At 71.0% G+C, this 14,822-nt stretch carries 18 protein-coding genes and 1 tRNA gene; 10 read left to right on the plus strand and 9 right to left on the minus strand.

All coding sequences use genetic code 11. From position 1 onward, the window contains the following. The first annotated feature begins 6 nt into the window (after window positions 1-6). Window positions 7-300: a YybH family protein gene (locus OQ02_RS29710; protein ID WP_033441936.1), complete on the plus strand. Its 294-nt coding sequence runs from the start codon at window positions 7-9 to the stop codon at window positions 298-300. Window positions 301-360: 60 nt separating this feature from the next. Here the strand turns inward: OQ02_RS29710 and OQ02_RS29715 are convergent, their stop codons facing one another. Both OQ02_RS29715 and OQ02_RS29720 read right to left on the minus strand, forming a co-directional pair. Beyond that, window positions 361-1,146: an MBL fold metallo-hydrolase gene (locus tag OQ02_RS29715; RefSeq protein ID WP_033441937.1), complete on the minus strand. Its 786-nt coding sequence runs from the start codon at window positions 1,144-1,146 to the stop codon at window positions 361-363. Beyond that, on the minus strand, window positions 1,143-1,925 hold the full coding sequence (locus OQ02_RS29720) for an NUDIX hydrolase (protein WP_033441938.1): 783 nt from the start codon (window positions 1,923-1,925) through the stop codon (window positions 1,143-1,145). Before OQ02_RS29720 ends, OQ02_RS29715 begins: the two co-directional genes overlap by 4 nt. Window positions 1,926-1,977: 52 nt before the next feature. On the opposite strand from OQ02_RS29720, the gene OQ02_RS41430 reads away from it, so the two are divergent. Both OQ02_RS41430 and OQ02_RS29730 read left to right on the plus strand, forming a co-directional pair. After that, complete coding sequence (locus tag OQ02_RS41430) at window positions 1,978-2,334, plus strand: hypothetical protein (protein ID WP_051772947.1); 357 nt, start codon at window positions 1,978-1,980, stop codon at window positions 2,332-2,334. Window positions 2,335-2,342: 8 nt separating this feature from the next. Further along, a complete protein-coding gene (locus OQ02_RS29730; protein WP_033441939.1) occupies window positions 2,343-3,242 on the plus strand; it encodes a Gfo/Idh/MocA family protein in 900 nt (299 codons plus the stop codon). 414 nt (window positions 3,243-3,656) lie between these two features. On the opposite strand, the gene OQ02_RS41435 is transcribed toward OQ02_RS29730, so the two are convergent. The 4 genes from OQ02_RS41435 to OQ02_RS44250 form a co-directional block, all read right to left on the minus strand. Next, window positions 3,657-4,970, minus strand: coding sequence for a hypothetical protein (locus OQ02_RS41435; protein ID WP_051772948.1), 1,314 nt, complete (start codon window positions 4,968-4,970; stop codon window positions 3,657-3,659). An 86-nt stretch (window positions 4,971-5,056) separates the two neighbouring features. Then, complete coding sequence (locus OQ02_RS29740) at window positions 5,057-5,659, minus strand: hypothetical protein (RefSeq protein ID WP_033441940.1); 603 nt, start codon at window positions 5,657-5,659, stop codon at window positions 5,057-5,059. A gap of 1 nt (window position 5,660) precedes the next feature. Further along, entirely contained in the window at window positions 5,661-6,119 is a 459-nt protein-coding gene (locus OQ02_RS29745) for a RidA family protein (RefSeq protein ID WP_033441941.1), read from the minus strand. After that, window positions 6,116-6,271: a hypothetical protein gene (locus tag OQ02_RS44250; RefSeq protein ID WP_106616451.1), complete on the minus strand. Its 156-nt coding sequence runs from the start codon at window positions 6,269-6,271 to the stop codon at window positions 6,116-6,118. The genes OQ02_RS29745 and OQ02_RS44250 overlap by 4 nt, the downstream gene beginning before the upstream one ends. Window positions 6,272-6,395: 124 nt before the next feature. Between OQ02_RS44250 and OQ02_RS29750 the strand changes: the two genes are divergently transcribed. Genes OQ02_RS29750 through OQ02_RS29760 form a run of 3 tightly spaced genes read left to right on the plus strand, consistent with a single transcriptional unit; the run spans window position 6,396 to window position 8,807 of the window. After that, window positions 6,396-6,647: a hypothetical protein gene (locus tag OQ02_RS29750; protein ID WP_033441942.1), complete on the plus strand. Its 252-nt coding sequence runs from the start codon at window positions 6,396-6,398 to the stop codon at window positions 6,645-6,647. 55 nt (window positions 6,648-6,702) lie between these two features. Beyond that, complete coding sequence (locus OQ02_RS29755) at window positions 6,703-7,695, plus strand: ArsA-related P-loop ATPase (protein WP_081916039.1); 993 nt, start codon at window positions 6,703-6,705, stop codon at window positions 7,693-7,695. Continuing rightward, the gene (locus OQ02_RS29760) at window positions 7,692-8,807 is read left to right on the plus strand and encodes an ArsA family ATPase (protein WP_033441944.1); all 1,116 of its coding nucleotides are present in this window, start codon (window positions 7,692-7,694) and stop codon (window positions 8,805-8,807) included. The genes OQ02_RS29755 and OQ02_RS29760 overlap by 4 nt, the downstream gene beginning before the upstream one ends. Before the next feature lie 69 nt (window positions 8,808-8,876). On the opposite strand, the gene OQ02_RS29765 is transcribed toward OQ02_RS29760, so the two are convergent. Beyond that, window positions 8,877-9,170: a WhiB family transcriptional regulator gene (locus OQ02_RS29765; protein ID WP_033441945.1), complete on the minus strand. Its 294-nt coding sequence runs from the start codon at window positions 9,168-9,170 to the stop codon at window positions 8,877-8,879. A gap of 256 nt (window positions 9,171-9,426) precedes the next feature. On the opposite strand from OQ02_RS29765, the gene OQ02_RS29770 reads away from it, so the two are divergent. After that, complete coding sequence (locus OQ02_RS29770) at window positions 9,427-11,895, plus strand: transglycosylase domain-containing protein (RefSeq protein ID WP_033441946.1); 2,469 nt, start codon at window positions 9,427-9,429, stop codon at window positions 11,893-11,895. Between the two features lie 282 nt (window positions 11,896-12,177). Here OQ02_RS29770 and OQ02_RS29775 read toward each other — a convergent pair whose 3' ends face one another. Continuing rightward, window positions 12,178-12,645 carry a GatB/YqeY domain-containing protein gene (locus OQ02_RS29775; RefSeq protein WP_033441947.1) on the minus strand — a complete coding sequence of 156 codons (468 nt, stop codon included), beginning with the start codon at window positions 12,643-12,645 and terminating at the stop codon, window positions 12,178-12,180. Window positions 12,646-12,707: 62 nt separating this feature from the next. Between OQ02_RS29775 and OQ02_RS29780 the strand changes: the two genes are divergently transcribed. The 3 genes from OQ02_RS29780 (at window position 12,708) to OQ02_RS29790 (ending at window position 14,200) form a co-directional block, all read left to right on the plus strand. Beyond that, window positions 12,708-13,667: a metallophosphoesterase gene (locus tag OQ02_RS29780; RefSeq protein WP_033441948.1), complete on the plus strand. Its 960-nt coding sequence runs from the start codon at window positions 12,708-12,710 to the stop codon at window positions 13,665-13,667. Window positions 13,668-13,691: 24 nt separating this feature from the next. Continuing rightward, window positions 13,692-13,768 (plus strand) — tRNA-Pro (locus OQ02_RS29785). A gap of 63 nt (window positions 13,769-13,831) precedes the next feature. Further along, window positions 13,832-14,200: a hypothetical protein gene (locus OQ02_RS29790; protein WP_156077388.1), complete on the plus strand. Its 369-nt coding sequence runs from the start codon at window positions 13,832-13,834 to the stop codon at window positions 14,198-14,200. Window positions 14,201-14,269: 69 nt separating this feature from the next. On the opposite strand, the gene OQ02_RS29795 is transcribed toward OQ02_RS29790, so the two are convergent. After that, window positions 14,270-14,632, minus strand: a complete 363-nt coding sequence (locus tag OQ02_RS29795; protein WP_033441950.1) for a helix-turn-helix domain-containing protein — start codon at window positions 14,630-14,632, stop codon at window positions 14,270-14,272. Window positions 14,633-14,822 lie beyond the last annotated feature (190 nt).

Consider the following 14,822-nt stretch of genomic DNA (forward strand, 5'->3'; position numbering starts at 1 on the left):
GTCGGCATGATCGCGAGCACCCCCGAAGAGCTGCCCCGGCTGTTCGCCGAGGCGTTCAACGCCGGCGACCCGTCCTCCCTCTACGAACCCGGCGCCCAGCCGGCCGAACTGGCCGGGCACCTGGCTCTGGGCCTGGCGATGACCGTCAACGCCCGCAAGGTCATCACCAGGGGCGACCTCGCCCTGCTGGTCGTCGACTGGCGCATCGGCGACGTGACCGGCACGGCCACCGACGTCGCGCGGCGGGGCGCTGACGGCGGTTGGCGGTACGTGATCGACAACCCGACAGGGGTCGCGTAGCCGTCAGTCAGGCCGCCAGGCCGCCAGTCCGTCAGCCGCCAGGCCGCCAGCCGGTGGCCGTCAGGGCTTGTGCAGCAAGTACTCCAGCTGTGCCCGGACGGACCACTCGGCGGCCGGCCACAGCGAGCGGTCCACGTCGGCGTACACCAGCTCGACCACCTGGCGCGGGGTGGGTGTCGCGCCGTCCGACGCCAGGTGTTCCACCGCCGCCTTGACCTGCGTCAGGCGTTGTTCCCGGTGGGCCAGGTAGCCGGTGGCGGCGGCCACGACGTCCGGCAGTTCCGGACCGTGGCCGGGTAGCCCGATCGTGTTCGGCGGCAGGGCCGCGAGCTGCCGCAGCGACGCCAGGTAGTCGCCCAGCTTCCCGTCCGGGTGGGCCACGACGGTCGTGCCGCGCCCGAGGACCGTGTCACCGGTCAGCACCGCGTCGTCCAGCTGGAAGCACACCGAGTCGGCCGTGTGGCCGGGCGTGGACAGGACCCGGATCGACAGCCCGGCCGCCTCGATCACCTCGCCCTCCTCCAGACCTCGACCACCCAGCCGGAAAGCCGGGTCGACGGATCGCACTGGCGCATCCACCTGTCGCCCGAACGCCCGTGCCCCGTCCGAGTGGTCCGGGTGACCATGCGTGAGGAGCACGACCTCCACCGGTGCCTGGTCAGCGATCCGGCCCAGGTGCGCGGCGTCCAACGGACCGGGGTCGACAACGACGCACGACGACGAACCGGGCGCGCGCAGCACCCAGGTGTTCGTCCCGTCCAACGTCATCACACCGGGGTTCTCCGCGAGCAACACCGCCGCCGTGGGCGTGACCTGCCGCAACACCCCATAAGCCAACTCGCTCACGGCACGACCACCCGCAGCACGTCGCCATCCCGGACCAACTTCGGGATCACCTTCTGCACGGTCCGCTGCTCGTCCAGCGCCGCCGCGACCGACCCCAGCTCGTCCAGCTCCGCCAACGTCACCCAGGTGGGTGGCATCAACGCCCGCCGCCCGGCCTTCCAGTCCGCCAACGCGTCCACCGGCCGCTGCCACTCCGCGTCCGAGGCCTCCGTCGTCGCACCGTCCGCCTTCTGCCCCTCCGGCAGCACGGCCACGAAGAACCGCGTGTCGTACCGCCGCGGCTCCTCCTCCGGCGTCAACCAGTTCGCCCACGGCCGCAGCAGGTCCGCCCGCAGCACCAGCCCTTCCGCGGACAGGAACTGCGCCAACGACAACTCCCGGGCCACCAACGCCTCACGGGCCGAGGCGAACCCGGCGGTGTCGGCCACCACCGACGAGGCCGACGGCCCGGCCAGCAGCACCCCCGACTCCTCGAAGGTCTCCCGCACCGCGGCGCACACCAGCGCCGTCGCCAACTCCACCGAGCACCCGAACTGCGAGGCCCACCACGAGGGCGAAGGCCCGCTCCAGGCCACCGACGTGTCCGCGTCCCGCTGGTCGACCCCGCCTCCGGGGAACACCGTCATCCCGCCCGCGAACGCCATCCCGGCCACCCGCCGCAGCAGGAACGCCTCCACCCCGGCCGCACCGTCCCGCACCAACGCCACCGTCGCGGCGTCGCGCGGCTCGGCGGGCGGCCCGGTGAAGACCTCCGGTACCAGACCCGCCGGCAACACCATTTCCTCCGGAAGCTCGCGCACGAACCCGAGCCTACGGCGAGGATCTCCCCCCGTGGACACCAAGAAAAAGGGCTGCCTGGTCAACGTCCTGCTCTTCGTCGTCGGCGCGGTCGTCGGCACCGGCCTGACGGCGACGACCGCCGTGCTGCTCTTCCTGCCCACCAGCACCACGACCAGCACGAACGAGGGCACGCCGAACATCTACGTGAAGGAGCGCTCCAGCCTGCTCGGCGGCGTCGAGCACGAGGTCTGGCTGGGTTCGTCGGCGGACTACGGGCACCGCGTCGCCATCCCGGACGACTGGGGCGCCACGCCCGAGGTCGACCGCCGACCGGACGGCGTGGAGCTGCGGTTCGAGAACGGCGGCCGGATCTTCGTGCCGGAAGCCACTTACGTCGGCGGCCGATGAAAGGCAGGATGGGCCGAGTGGACGAACAGCTGCGCGTAGGACTCATCGGTGCCGGCCCGTGGGCGAACATGGTGCACGCACCGGGCATCGCCGATCACCCGGGCACCCACCTGACCACCGTCTGGGCCCGTCGGGAGGAGGCGGCCACCGAGCTCGCCAAGATCCACTGCGCCACCGTCGCGAAGACGCCCGAGGAACTGCTGGACCAGGTGGACGCGGTCGCGTTCGCCGTGCCGCCGGCGGTGCAGGCCGAGATCGCCGTCCAGGCCGCCGAGCGGGGCAAGCACCTGATCCTCGAGAAGCCCATCGCGGGCACCCTCGCGGACGCGGAACGGCTCGTCGACGCGGTGGAGCGCAACAGCGTCGCGTCCCTCGTCGTGCTCACGAAGAGGTTCGCCCCGGAGACCCGCGAGCAGCTGGACCAGCTCGCCGAGGCCGGTGGCTGGGTCGGCGGCAGTGCGCGCTGGCTGACCGGCGCCCTCCTCGGCGGCCCGTTCTCGCACTCGCCGTGGCGGCACGAGCGCGGCCCGCTGGACGACATCGGCCCGCACGCGTTCGACCTGCTCGACGCCACCCTCGGCACGATCACGGACGTCATCTCGGCGAACCGGTCCGAGCACGGCCTGTGGCAGATCGTCTTCCAGCACGAGGGCGGCGCGACGAGCGTGGCCACGATGACCATGACGCTGCCGCTGAACCCGGGCATCGCCGAGGTCATCGTGTACGGCGAGCACGGCCACCGCGTGCTGGCCGACCGCGGCACGACCGCGCAGCAGTGCTTCACGAACCTGCTGGACGACTTCGTGGCGATGGTCGACAGCGGCACCACCGAGCACCCGCTCGACGTCCGCCGCGGCCTGCACCTCCAGCGGATCATCGACCTGGCCAGGCGGAAGTCGGAGGCGTGACGTGACGCGGGACCACTGATCGGACCCGGAGGTCCCGAGCGAGGTGGACGTCGGGTCGTCAGCGGCCTGGCTCGCGGGAAGAGCCGTTACGACGACGGCGACTGGCGGGAGGCCGAGCGCCACTTCCGGATCGCGCTGGACGACGATCCGGAGTCGCAGGCGGCCGGCGAACTCGCGCTGGACGCCGCGAACGCTTGCGCCACCGCGGCCGAGGCCGCCGTGGACCTGCACCGGCTGGTCCCGCCCGTGCACCGGCTGAGCGCGCGCTATCTCCACGGCGCACGCCCGCCGCACGTGTGCCGACGACCCGGTCCGCCGCCGGGTCGAAGCCGCAACGGACCGGAAAGCGGCTCGGCCCTGCCGCCCGCTCTCCGCGGACGCCAGGGCCGAGCTGCTGACGGGACTCCGGGGCCTTCAGCCCTGGTACTTGCCGTTGGCCGGCTTGGGGACGCCGTTCACGAACTCGGGTCCGGCCGGCCACGACTGCTGCTCGCGCTGCGCCAGCTCCTCGTGCAGCTGCTGCAACAACGCCCGTTCCCGGTCGCTGAGCTTGGCGTCCACGGTCGGCGGCAGCTGCACGGGGGTCGGGGCCTGCCCGTCGGCCAACGCGGCCTGCAGCATCGCCAGGTCTTCCGGGCCGAGCTCGGTGGTGACCTCCGCCCGCGACAACGGGTGGTCGTCCGGGAAGGCGAACGCGAACGCCGGCGAGGCGACGGGCGCGGGCTCCTCCACCGCCGGCGGCGGTTCGACGGGCGCCTCCGGGAAGTGCTCGCTCTCGGCGCGCACGTCGTCGACCTGCACGTCATCGACGCGGATGCCGTGACCGCGAACGTCATCGGCGCGGACGTCGTCAGCACGGACGTCGGCACGAACGTCAGCGCGAACGTCAGCGCGGACATCGGAGCGAACGTCGGCACGGACATCGTCAGCGCGGACGTCGTCCACCTCGTCCACGTGGACGACCTCGGCCGGTTCGCGCACCGGCAGCCGCCTCACCGGCTTCGGCGGGAACGGCTGGGCGCCCTCGTAGGACTCGGCGCGCGCACGACGTGACTTGGAGCCGTTCTGCGGTTCGACAGGCACCGGTTCCGGCTCGACCACCGGTGCCTGGTCCCGCACTTCACCGTCGAACCACGTGGCGGCGTCGGGCGGTGGCTGAGGGCTTGTCGACCCGGACGAGAAGAACACCTCGCGGGCCGTGGTGACGGCCGCCGCGTGGTACTCGCCGAGCTGCGTGCCGACGGTCAGCACCTCGACCGCCGCGCGGATGCCCGCCTTCCGCAGCACGGTGTCCACCCGGTAGGCGGTGGCGGGCGCGAAACCCGACGGGCCGATGTCCACCAGGACGACGCGCTGCGGCAGCGGTCCGGGTGTCGCACCGGCCGGGGTGGACCGCCACGTGGCGCGCACGCCGCGCACGTCCGGCAGCACCGACACGGTCTTGCCCAGCACCTCGCCGAGGCGGTCGGCCGGGTCGGACTCGACGGTGAACCGGTGCTTGACCACCGGCACCCGCTCGACCGCGAACAGCCGGTCCGCCAGCGCGGGGTCCGAGCGGACCTCGCCGAGCAGCCAGCCGAACTCGTGGCGCTCCTCCGGTGTCACCGGGATGCGCCCGGCCAGCAGGCAGCCGACGACGAGTTCGACGGCTCTGTCCAGCTCGGCCACCGCGAGCAGCTCCCGAGCCTGGGTCAACGCGTCGTCGTCGACGCGTCCGGCCAGCGCCAACAGGAGGTCGTGTAAACGGACGGGGAGTCCCACTCCGTCGTTCGTCACGCCTGTTCTCCTTCCGGCCCGCGCGGGAGCGCCGAGCTCTATACGGGCACCAGGTGCCCATCGGCGTCAGCGCCGGCGCAGACCAGCTCCGATGCCGCCAACGCCGCCCGGTGGTAGGGCGGCAGGTCCAATCCGGCGGGCAGTACCTCGACACACGGGTCGTGCTCGCCGAGCGCCCGCAGCACCCGCTGGAGCTCACCGGTCAGCCGGGCTTCCCCGGTCGACGCGGTGACCAGGATGAGCCTCCTGGGTCCGTCCCCGCCCAGCCGCCACGCGGACCGGACTTCGCCGACCCCGAGGCGTCCCCGCAAGGTCGCTCCGAGCACCACGGTCACAGAATCACCCATCAGCACCCGATCGGGTGATTCCGGGGAGAAGGTGTAGCCGGATTCGGGCAGTTCGTCCAGCCCTTTGACCGAACTGATCGTGGACCGGTCGGCCCCGTGCGGCACGAGCGCGTCCGCCAGCAGCCGCTGCTCGTAGTCGGTCAGCCCGACCCGGTCGTGCAGCAGCGTGCGGGGAAGGGCGCGGGCGAGCACGGTGACCGCGTCCGTCGCGGCCCAGTCCCGGAACCGCCAGAGGACGTCGTCCGGCAGCCGCCCGGCCAGCCTCAGCAGCAGCTCGTGGCACGTGTCGGACATCTCACTCCCCGATCTCGACGATCAGCTCCACCTCGACCGGCGCGCCCAGCGGCAGCTCGGACACGCCGACCGCCGACCTGGCGTGCCGCCCGGCTTCGCCGAACACCTCGCCCAGGAGTTCCGACGTGCCGTTGACCACGGCGGGCTGGCCGGTGAAGCCCTCGGCGGAGGCGACGAAGCCGACCACCTTGACGATCCGGACCACGGAGTCGATGCCCACGAGCGCGTGCACGGCGGCCAGGGCGTTCAAGCCGCAGGTGCGGGCGTGCGCCTTGGCCTCCTCCGGGCTGATGTCGCCGCCGACCTTGCCGGTGGCCGCGAGCGCGCCCTTGACGAAGGGCAGCTGCCCGGACGTGTAGACGTACTGTCCGGAGCGGTTGGCGGGCACGTACGCCGCGAGCGGAGCCGCGACCTCGGGCAGTTCGATGCCCAGTTCCGCGAGGCGCGCCGTCCAGCTCATGCCTTGGGCCGCTTCAGGTAGGCGACGTGCTGCTCACCGCTCGGGTTCGGCAGAACGGTGACCAACTCCCAACCGTCGTCGCCCCACTGATCCAGGATCGCCTTGGTGGCGTGGATCAACAGCGGGACGGTCGCGTACTCCCACTTCTGCATGGGGCGCAGCCTAGCGGGAGGCCGGATCGGGGCACCCGGTCGAGTACCCCCGATCGTGTGAAGCGGCGCCCACGGACCAGTACGTCGAGCGTGACGGGGTGGTCCCCGGCGCTAGCTTGATCACGTGGAAACGTGGCGGATCGTCGCCACCAGCGCGTTCCTGGTGGGCGGGCTGGTGATGATCCTCGTCGGGATGGCTCAGGCGAGGGATCGCAAGGGTGCGCGGGGGTCGGACGTGTGGCGCGCGCTCCTGATCGGCGCGGTGATCGTCGCGCTGGTCGCGGTGCTCATCGCGTACGTGCTGCCGTCGGTGGTGGCGTGGGGCATCGTCGCGGCGACGGCCATCGCGGTGGTGTTCGTCACCATGATGGATTGACCTTGCCTGGCAGTGTGGCCAGCGGGTCTCAGCGCGGCGCGCATAGGCTGCTCTGGTGAACGGCTGGACCGACGAACTCACCCGCGCGCGCCTGCACGTGGTGACGGGCAAAGGCGGGACCGGCAAGACCACGGTCGCCGCGGCGCTGGCGGTGGCCCTGGCCACCGGGGGCCGGCGGGTGCTGCTGGTGGAGGTGGAGAACCGGCAGGGCATCGCCCAGCTGTTCGACCGCCCGCCGCTGCCGTACGCCGAGGAGCGGATCGCGTCCGCGCCCGGTGGCGGCGAGGTTCGCGCCCTGGCGATCGACCCGGAAGCGGCGCTGCTCGAGTACCTCGACATGTTCTACAACCTGGGTTTCGCGGGCCGGACGCTGCGGAAGATGGGCGCGATCGAGTTCGCCACCACCATCGCGCCGGGCCTGCGGGACGTGCTGCTCACCGGCAAGGTCAAGGAGTGCGTTCGCCGCGCGGGCAAGAACGGGCGGCACGAGTACGACGCCGTGGTGCTCGACGCGCCGCCGACCGGTCGGGTGGTGCGGTTCCTGGACGTCACCAGGGGCATGGCCGACCTGGCGAAGGTCGGGCCGATCAAGGGCCAGAGCGAGGGCGTGGTGAACCTGCTGCACTCCGGTGACACGGCCGTGCACCTGGTGGCGCTGCTGGAGGAGATGCCGGTGCGCGAGACGTTGGACGCGGTGGCCGAGCTGGACGCGGCGGACCTGCGGCCGGGTGCGGTGTTCGTGAACCGGGTGAGCCCGCCGCGGCTGCCCGCGCGGTCGACGGTCTCGGCGGCGGAGGGCCGGATCGACGCCGGCCGGGTCCGCGCCGGGTTGGAGGCCGCGGGCCTCGACTTCGACGAGGACGTGCTGGACGGGCTGATCGAGCAGACCGTGGAGCACGCCCTGCGGGTGCGGATGGAGGAGCGGGCGAAGGAGAAGCTGACCGAGGCGGACCTGCCGACGCTGGAGCTGCCGGACCTGTCCGACGGGGTGGACGTGGCCGCGGTCTACGACCTGGCCGAGGTGCTGGTCGCGCGGGGTGTGCGGTGAACCGGCTCGACGTGGACGAACTGCTGGACAACCCGGAGACGCGGGTGCTGGTGTGCTGCGGCTCGGGTGGCGTCGGCAAGACGACGACGGCGGCGGCGCTGGGCGTGCGGGCGGCGGAACGCGGCCGGCGGGTCGTCGTGCTGACCATCGACCCGGCACGACGGCTGGCCCAGTCGCTCGGCCTGCGCGAGCTGGACAACCAGCCCCGGCGCGTCGACGTGGAGGGCTTCAAGGGCGAGCTGCACGCGATGATGCTGGACATGCGCCGCACGTTCGACGACATGGTGTGGCAGCACGCCGGCCGCGAACGGGCCGAGCAGATCCTGGCGAACCCGTTCTACCAGACCATTTCCACGTCGTTCTCCGGCACGCAGGAGTACATGGCGATGGAGAAGCTGGGCCAGCTCGTCGAGCGCGACGAGTGGGACCTGGTGGTCGTGGACACGCCGCCGAGCCGGTCGGCCCTGGACTTCCTGGACGCGCCGCAGCGGCTGTCGACGGTGCTGGACGGCAAGCTCATCCGGGTGCTGTCGGCGCCGGCCCGCGCGGGCGGGCGCGGCATCCGCAAGGTCGTCGGCGCGGGCTTCGGCGTGTTCACCAAGGTCGTGTCGACGGTCGTCGGCGGCCAGCTCCTGCACGACGCTTCGATGTTCGTGCAGGCCTTCGACGGCATGTTCGGCGGCTTCCGGCAACGCGCCCAGGCCACCTACGAGCTGCTGCGATCACCCGGCACGGGATTCCTGGTGGTCGCGGCAGCCGAACCGGACGCGTTGCGCGAAGCCAGCTACTTCGTCGAGCGGTTGAGCGCGGAGAAGATGCCGTTGACCGGTCTGGTGGCGAACCGGACGCACCCGGTGCTGGCCCCCTTGCCGGCACCCGGTGCGTTGGCGGCGGCGGACCGGCTGGAGCGCAGTGGAGACGCCCCGCTGGCCGCCGCGGTGTTGCGGGTGCACGCGGATCGCGTGGCGGTCGCCGATCGGGAGAAGCGACTGCTCGCGCGATTCACCCGTGCGCACCCCGGTGTTCCGCTGATCGGTGTGCCCGCGCTGCCGACCGACGTGCACGACCTGGACGGTCTGCACGAGATCGGTCGGCGGCTGGCGGGCGAGTAGCGGGCGGGTCGTGCGGCGTTCTGCCGCCCCACCCGGGCTTGATCCGGCCCGACTCGGGCCTGACCTGGCCTAACCGACCTTGGACTCCTCGTGGTGGTGCTCCTGGCGTGCCGTGTCCAGGAGCTCGATCCAGGAGGTGACGTCCGGGCGACGCCGCAGCAGCGCCCGCCTCTCACGCTCCGTCATGCCGCCCCAGACACCGAATTCGATCCGGTTGTCGAGAGCCTCGGCAAGGCACTCGGTGCGCACCGGGCATCCCAGGCACACCACCTTGGCCTTGCGTTGCTCCGCACCTCGGACGAAGAGCTGATCCGGCTCCTCGTCACGGCACGAAGCCTTGATACGCCAATCCCCCTGCTGCATAGCCCCCACCTCAGTTCACACAGTGCCCAGACTTCCTAAATCCGCCACACCCCTGCCGCGGATGCCGTAGGCTCACCATCGAGTGGTCGCGCGTTCGGCTGCTGTCTTGGACAGTGACGGACTGTAGAGCCTTCTGGTTCCACCTCCAAGCCTGGGTTGCCCACCTGTTACCTGTCTTGAGTACGAGTACTCATCCTGTGTAATCAACTGTGCGCGATCCGGATCACCTCTTCGGGTGCCACGTACGCTGACCTGCATGCGAGCCCGGAACGGCGTGCTGAAACTGCTCGGACTGTGTCTGCTGGCGGGAGTGCTGCTGGCAGGCATGATGTTCCCTGTCGTGGGTGCGCTCGGCGTGGTGTCGAACAGAGCCAGCGACACGGTCGACAGCATCTCGGCCGACCTGGTCAGCACCGACCCGCCGTTGATCTCCACGATCACGGACAAGGACGGCGCGCCGATCGCCTACCTGTACGACCAGTACCGCGTGCTCGTGCCGCCGGAGAAGATCTCCCCGACGATGAAGGCCGCGCTGGTGTCGGTGGAGGACCGCCGGTTCTACGAGCACCAGGGCGTCGACTGGAAAGGCACGATCCGCGCCGGCCTGACCAACCAGTTCAGCGGCTCCGTCACGCAGGGTGCCTCGACGCTCACGCAGCAATATGTGAAGAACTACCTCGTGCACGTGGTGGCGCGGAACAACCAAGTCGAACAGCAAAAGGCACAAGAGCAGACAGTTGCGCGAAAAGCGCGAGAAGCGCGCATCTCTTTGCAACTCGAACGCAAACTGGGTAAGGAGGAAATCCTCGCCCGCTACCTGAACGTGGTGCCGTTCGGCTCGACGATCTACGGGATCGCGGCGGCGTCCCAGGCGTACTTCGAGACCACGCCGGACAAGCTCACCGTGTCGCAGTCGGCGATGCTCGCCGGCATGGTCAACAGCCCGTCCGCGCTGAACCCGGAGGTGTTCCCGGAGAAGGCGTTGCTGCGGCGCAACCAGGTGATCGACAAGATGGTGGAGAACGACAAGCTGTCCCGTGACGCCGCCGAGGCCGCGAAGCTGGAGCCGCTCGGGCTGGTGTCGCCGGTGCGCACGCCGCCGAGCGGGTGCGTCGGAGCCGGGCCGGAGCACGGGTTCTTCTGCTCGTACGTGCTGAACTACTTGGAGCGCAACGGTTTCAGCCTCGAACAGCTGAAGACCGGCGGGTACACGATCCAGACCACTCTGGACCGCACGATCACGCAGCACGCGAAGCGGGCGGCGGAGGGCCAGGTCTCGAAGTCCACCGAAGGGCTCGCCAACGCGATGGCGGTCGTGCGGCCGGGCAAGGAGCGGCACGAGGTCGTGGCGCTGGTGGCGAACCGGGACTACGGGTTGAAGGCGGACCAGTACCAGACCCAGTTCGACCTGCCGTCCGGGGTGGAGAACAAGTTCGGCGCGGGGTCGGTCTACAAGGTCTTCACGGCGGCGGCGGCACTGGAGAAGGGCATGGGCATCGAGAGCACGATGGCCACGCCGAACTCGTACGTGTCACGTGTGTTCAAGGGGGGCGGGGACAAGTGCCCGCCGACGGGTGAGCCGAGCACGCGGTGGTACTGCCTGGGCAACGAGAACTCGCGGTACCCGGCGCAGATGTCGTTGCAGACGGCGTTGCAGACGTCGCCGAACACGGGCTTCGTGATCCTGGAAGAGCAGCTGGGCATGGACCCGGTGGTGGACATGGCGTCCCGGCTGGGGATGCGCGAGACGATGGCGACGAACATCGCGGGCGTGCGGCCTGACCCGAAGGCCAAGAACAAGGAGCTGCGGGTCTCGCAGACCGAGTTCTACAAGTCCAACGGCGGCAACGCCTCCTTCACGCTGAGCCCGGCGCCGGTGAGCACGCTGGAGCTGGCGAACGTGGCCGCGACGATCATGAGCGGCGGGGTGTGGTGCCCGCCGTCGCCGATCGGCCAGGTGCTGGACCGCAACGGCAAGCCGGTCGAGGTCAACGAGGCGCCGTGCGAGCAGGTGGTGGCCGAGCCGCTGGCGAACGGGCTCGCCGTCGGGATGTCCAAGGACGACCAGGCCGGTGGCACGGCGGCGGCGGCGGCACGGCAGTTCAAGTGGTCGCGGCCGATGATCGGGAAGACCGGGACGACGGAGGAGTTCAAGTCGGCCGCGTTCATGGGCGCGACGCCGGACTTCGCCGGTGCGGTGCAGACGTTCAACGACGGCGTCGAGCCGCGCGGCATCTGCGTCAACGGCGGTCCGCCCCGGCTGTGCGGGAAGGGCGACATCTACGGCGGCACCGTGCCCGCGCGGACGTGGTTCGACACCATGACGAAGGTCCACGAAGGACTGCCGGTGCGCGGGCTGCCGGCGGTGGAGGAGCGCTACCTCAAGGGTGGGGCCGAGATCCGCATCCCGGACGTGGTGGGGCGCAACGTGAACGACGCGACCCGGACGTTGGAGCAGGCCGGGTACAAGGTGTCCGTGCAGACCCGGAACTCGCCGCAGCCGAAGGGCCAGGTCGTCAGCCAGACGCCGCGCGGCAGTGCGTTGCGCGGGACCGTGGTGACGCTGGTGGTGTCCTCGGGCTACGTCCCGCCGCCGCAGCCGTCCGAGCCGACCACCACCTCCGACCCGAGGCCACCGGGCCACACCGATCCGACCCCGCCCGGTGAACCCGGCCGCCCCGGCGGCCCACCGCGCATCACCCTGCCCACCGATCCCACGAGGTAGCCGGGCCGCGAGTCCAGTGCCCACCCCCGCGTGAGTCCTACGTTCCGAACGCGTGTGTCGTCCCTTCCGAACACCCGAGTCCTACGTTCGGAACGCATGAGTTCAACGCTCAGAACGCCCGAGGCCGACGGCGCCGTGTTCCGAGCGTTGAATTCGGGTGTTCGGAACGTAGGACTCGCGTGTTCCGGACGTAGGACTCACGCGTTCGGAAGGGACGACTCACGCGTTCTGAACGTAGGACTCACGCGAGGTTGGGCGCGCGGCCGGATGGGGTTGGGCGGGTCAGGCCAGGCGGGACTTGACCGCTGCCGCGACCCGGCCACCCTCGGCGCGCCCGGCGACCTGCGCGTTGACCGCCTTCATGACCTGCCCCATCTGGCGCTGCCCCGGCTGCTCGCCGAGCTGCTCCGCCACCTGGGCGATCGCCGCGTCGACCAGGGTGGCCAGCTCGTCGTCCCCGAGCTGCGCCGGCAGGTAGGCCTCCAGCACCTTCGACTCGGCCTGCTCCAGCTCGGCCTGCTCGGTGCGCCCGGCGCCCGCGAACGCCTCGGCCGCCTCCTTGCGCTTCTTCACCTCGCGGGTGATGACCTTCAGCACCTCGTCGTCGGTCAGCTCGCGAGCGGACTTGCCGGACACCTCTTCGGTGGTCAGCGCCGCCAGCGTCATCCGCAGCGCGCCGGCCCGGACCGTCTCCCGGCCCTTGATCGCCACCGTCAGATCAGCCTGCAACCGCGCCTTCAGCTCCGCCATGGGCCGAACGGTACCGGGCGGCCCGTCTCACCCCGAATCGGTTAACGCCCTACCCTCGACACGTGAACAAGCTCGGCCGCACACTGCTCGCGACCACCGCCCTCGGCACCGCCACGCTCGTCTACGCGGCGGGCATCGAGCGCAGGCACTGGACGTTGCGCGAGGCGACGGTGCCGGTGCTGGCGCCCGGGTCGACGCCGCTGCGCGTGCTGCACCTGTCCGACCTGCACATGATGCCGGACCAGAAGTCGAAGCAGCGCTGGGTCGCCGCCCTCGACGAGCTGGAACCGGACCTCGTGGTGAACACCGGGGACAACCTCGCGCACAAGCAGGCCGTGCCCGCCGTCGTCCGCGCCCTGGGCCCGCTGCTGGCGCGTCCCGGCGTCTTCGTGTTCGGCAGCAACGACTACTACGCGCCGCGCCCGAAGAACCCGGCCCGCTACCTGCTGCCGTCAGCGAAGACCAAGCGGGTGCACGGCATCCCGCTGCCGTGGCGGGACCTGCGCGCCGCGATGATCGAGCGCGGCTGGCTCGACCTGACCCACGTGCGCCGCCGGTTCGAGGTGAACGGCGTGGAGGTCTTCGCCGCCGGGCTGGACGACCCGCACCTGAAGCGGGACCGGTTCGAGGAGATCAGCGGCCCCATCCCGGACGTCCCGCTGCGCCTGGGCGTGACCCACTCCCCCGAGCCGCGCGTCCTCGACCCGTTCGCCGCCGAGGGGTACGACCTCGTGCTGGCGGGTCACACGCACGGCGGCCAGCTGCGCATCCCGGGCTACGGCGCGATCGTCACGAACTGCGACCTGGACCGCTCGCGCGCCCGTGGCGTGTCGCGGTGGGGCTCGCACATGTGGTTGAACGTGTCCGCCGGTCTGGGTACGTCGCCGTACGCGCCGGTGCGCTTCGCGTGCCCGCCGGAGGCCAGCCTGCTGACCTTGGTCCCGCGCCCCGTCGACGCAGGTCAGACCGCGTCCGACGCGGAAACCGATACCCGGTTCGGAGTGGGTGGGAACGTCAGGTAGAGTTCTCCTCGTTCGAGAGCAAGCCGGGGTGTGGCGCAGTTTGGTAGCGCGCTTCGTTCGGGACGAAGAGGTCGCAGGTTCAAATCCTGTCACCCCGACCAGCTCAGGCCCGGTCCGCCGCAAGGTGGACCGGGCCTTTGTGCGTTTCGGGCACGATTGACGGCATGACTTCCGATGACAACCGTCCCGATCCGCGTGATCCAGTGGTCGACGACTGGCTCGGTGACGGGATGCTGCTCGGCATCAACCAGTTGACCGGCTTGCTCTTCGCCGTCGAGCGTGACCGGCCCGCGGAGGTGCCGGATGAGGTCATGAGGCGCTGGCACCGGCTGTTGGCGGTCCAGCGGCGGGTGGCCGATCAGTCCGAGCCCGCGTTCATCGACCAGGCACGGCGGCAGGGGTGGTCGTGGGAGCGGATCGCGGACGTGCTGGGGCTAGCCGACGCGGAGGCTGCCGAACGGCGGCAGGCGGCCCTCGCCGCAGAACTGGCTCGCACCCATCCGTCCGCGTTGCCCCGGCCGTGGCTGGGGTGAGTCGGAGGGGTCGACCGCGTCCGTTGCTCGACCTGTCCGAGAGGCTCCCGGACAGGTCTCCCCGTCGGGTCACACGCCTCGCAGTGGCGGGTACGGCTGGTCGTCCGCCGCGGGCGGTCGGTTCTGGTTGTTGAGGTCCTTGGCTTCCTGGAGCTGGTCCTCCAGGGTGACGATGCGGCACGCGGCGTCGAGGCCCATGCCCTGGTCGACCAGTTCCCTGACCCGGGCCGCCAACCTCAGTTGGGACCGGGAGTAGCGGCGGTGGCCGCCCGACGAGCGCTGCGGCTCGATCAGCTTCGCCTCGTCCAGGCTGCGCAGGAATCCCGGCGTGGCGCCGAGCATCTCCGCGGCTCTGCCCATCGTGTAGGCGGGGTAGTGGTCGTCTTCGAACTTGTCAGCCGCAGGCCGCGGCTCGTTTGTCTCTGGGGTCATCGCACCTCCGCGCCACGAGGGGCCCCGGTGCCGCTACTCGGCACCGGGGCCCCAGGGTTATGGGTTTCACCAACCGGCCGTGAGGCCGGTCTACTGTGTCCGCGTCATCCGCACGAGCAGCGGAGACTGCGTGGATCGCATTTGCGTAACCGGAGACCACCTTCCAATCGTGCTGGACTGCGGTACCCGC

It is taken from the genome of Saccharothrix sp. NRRL B-16314, from assembly GCF_000716595.1.
Classification (GTDB): domain Bacteria; phylum Actinomycetota; class Actinomycetes; order Mycobacteriales; family Pseudonocardiaceae; genus Actinosynnema.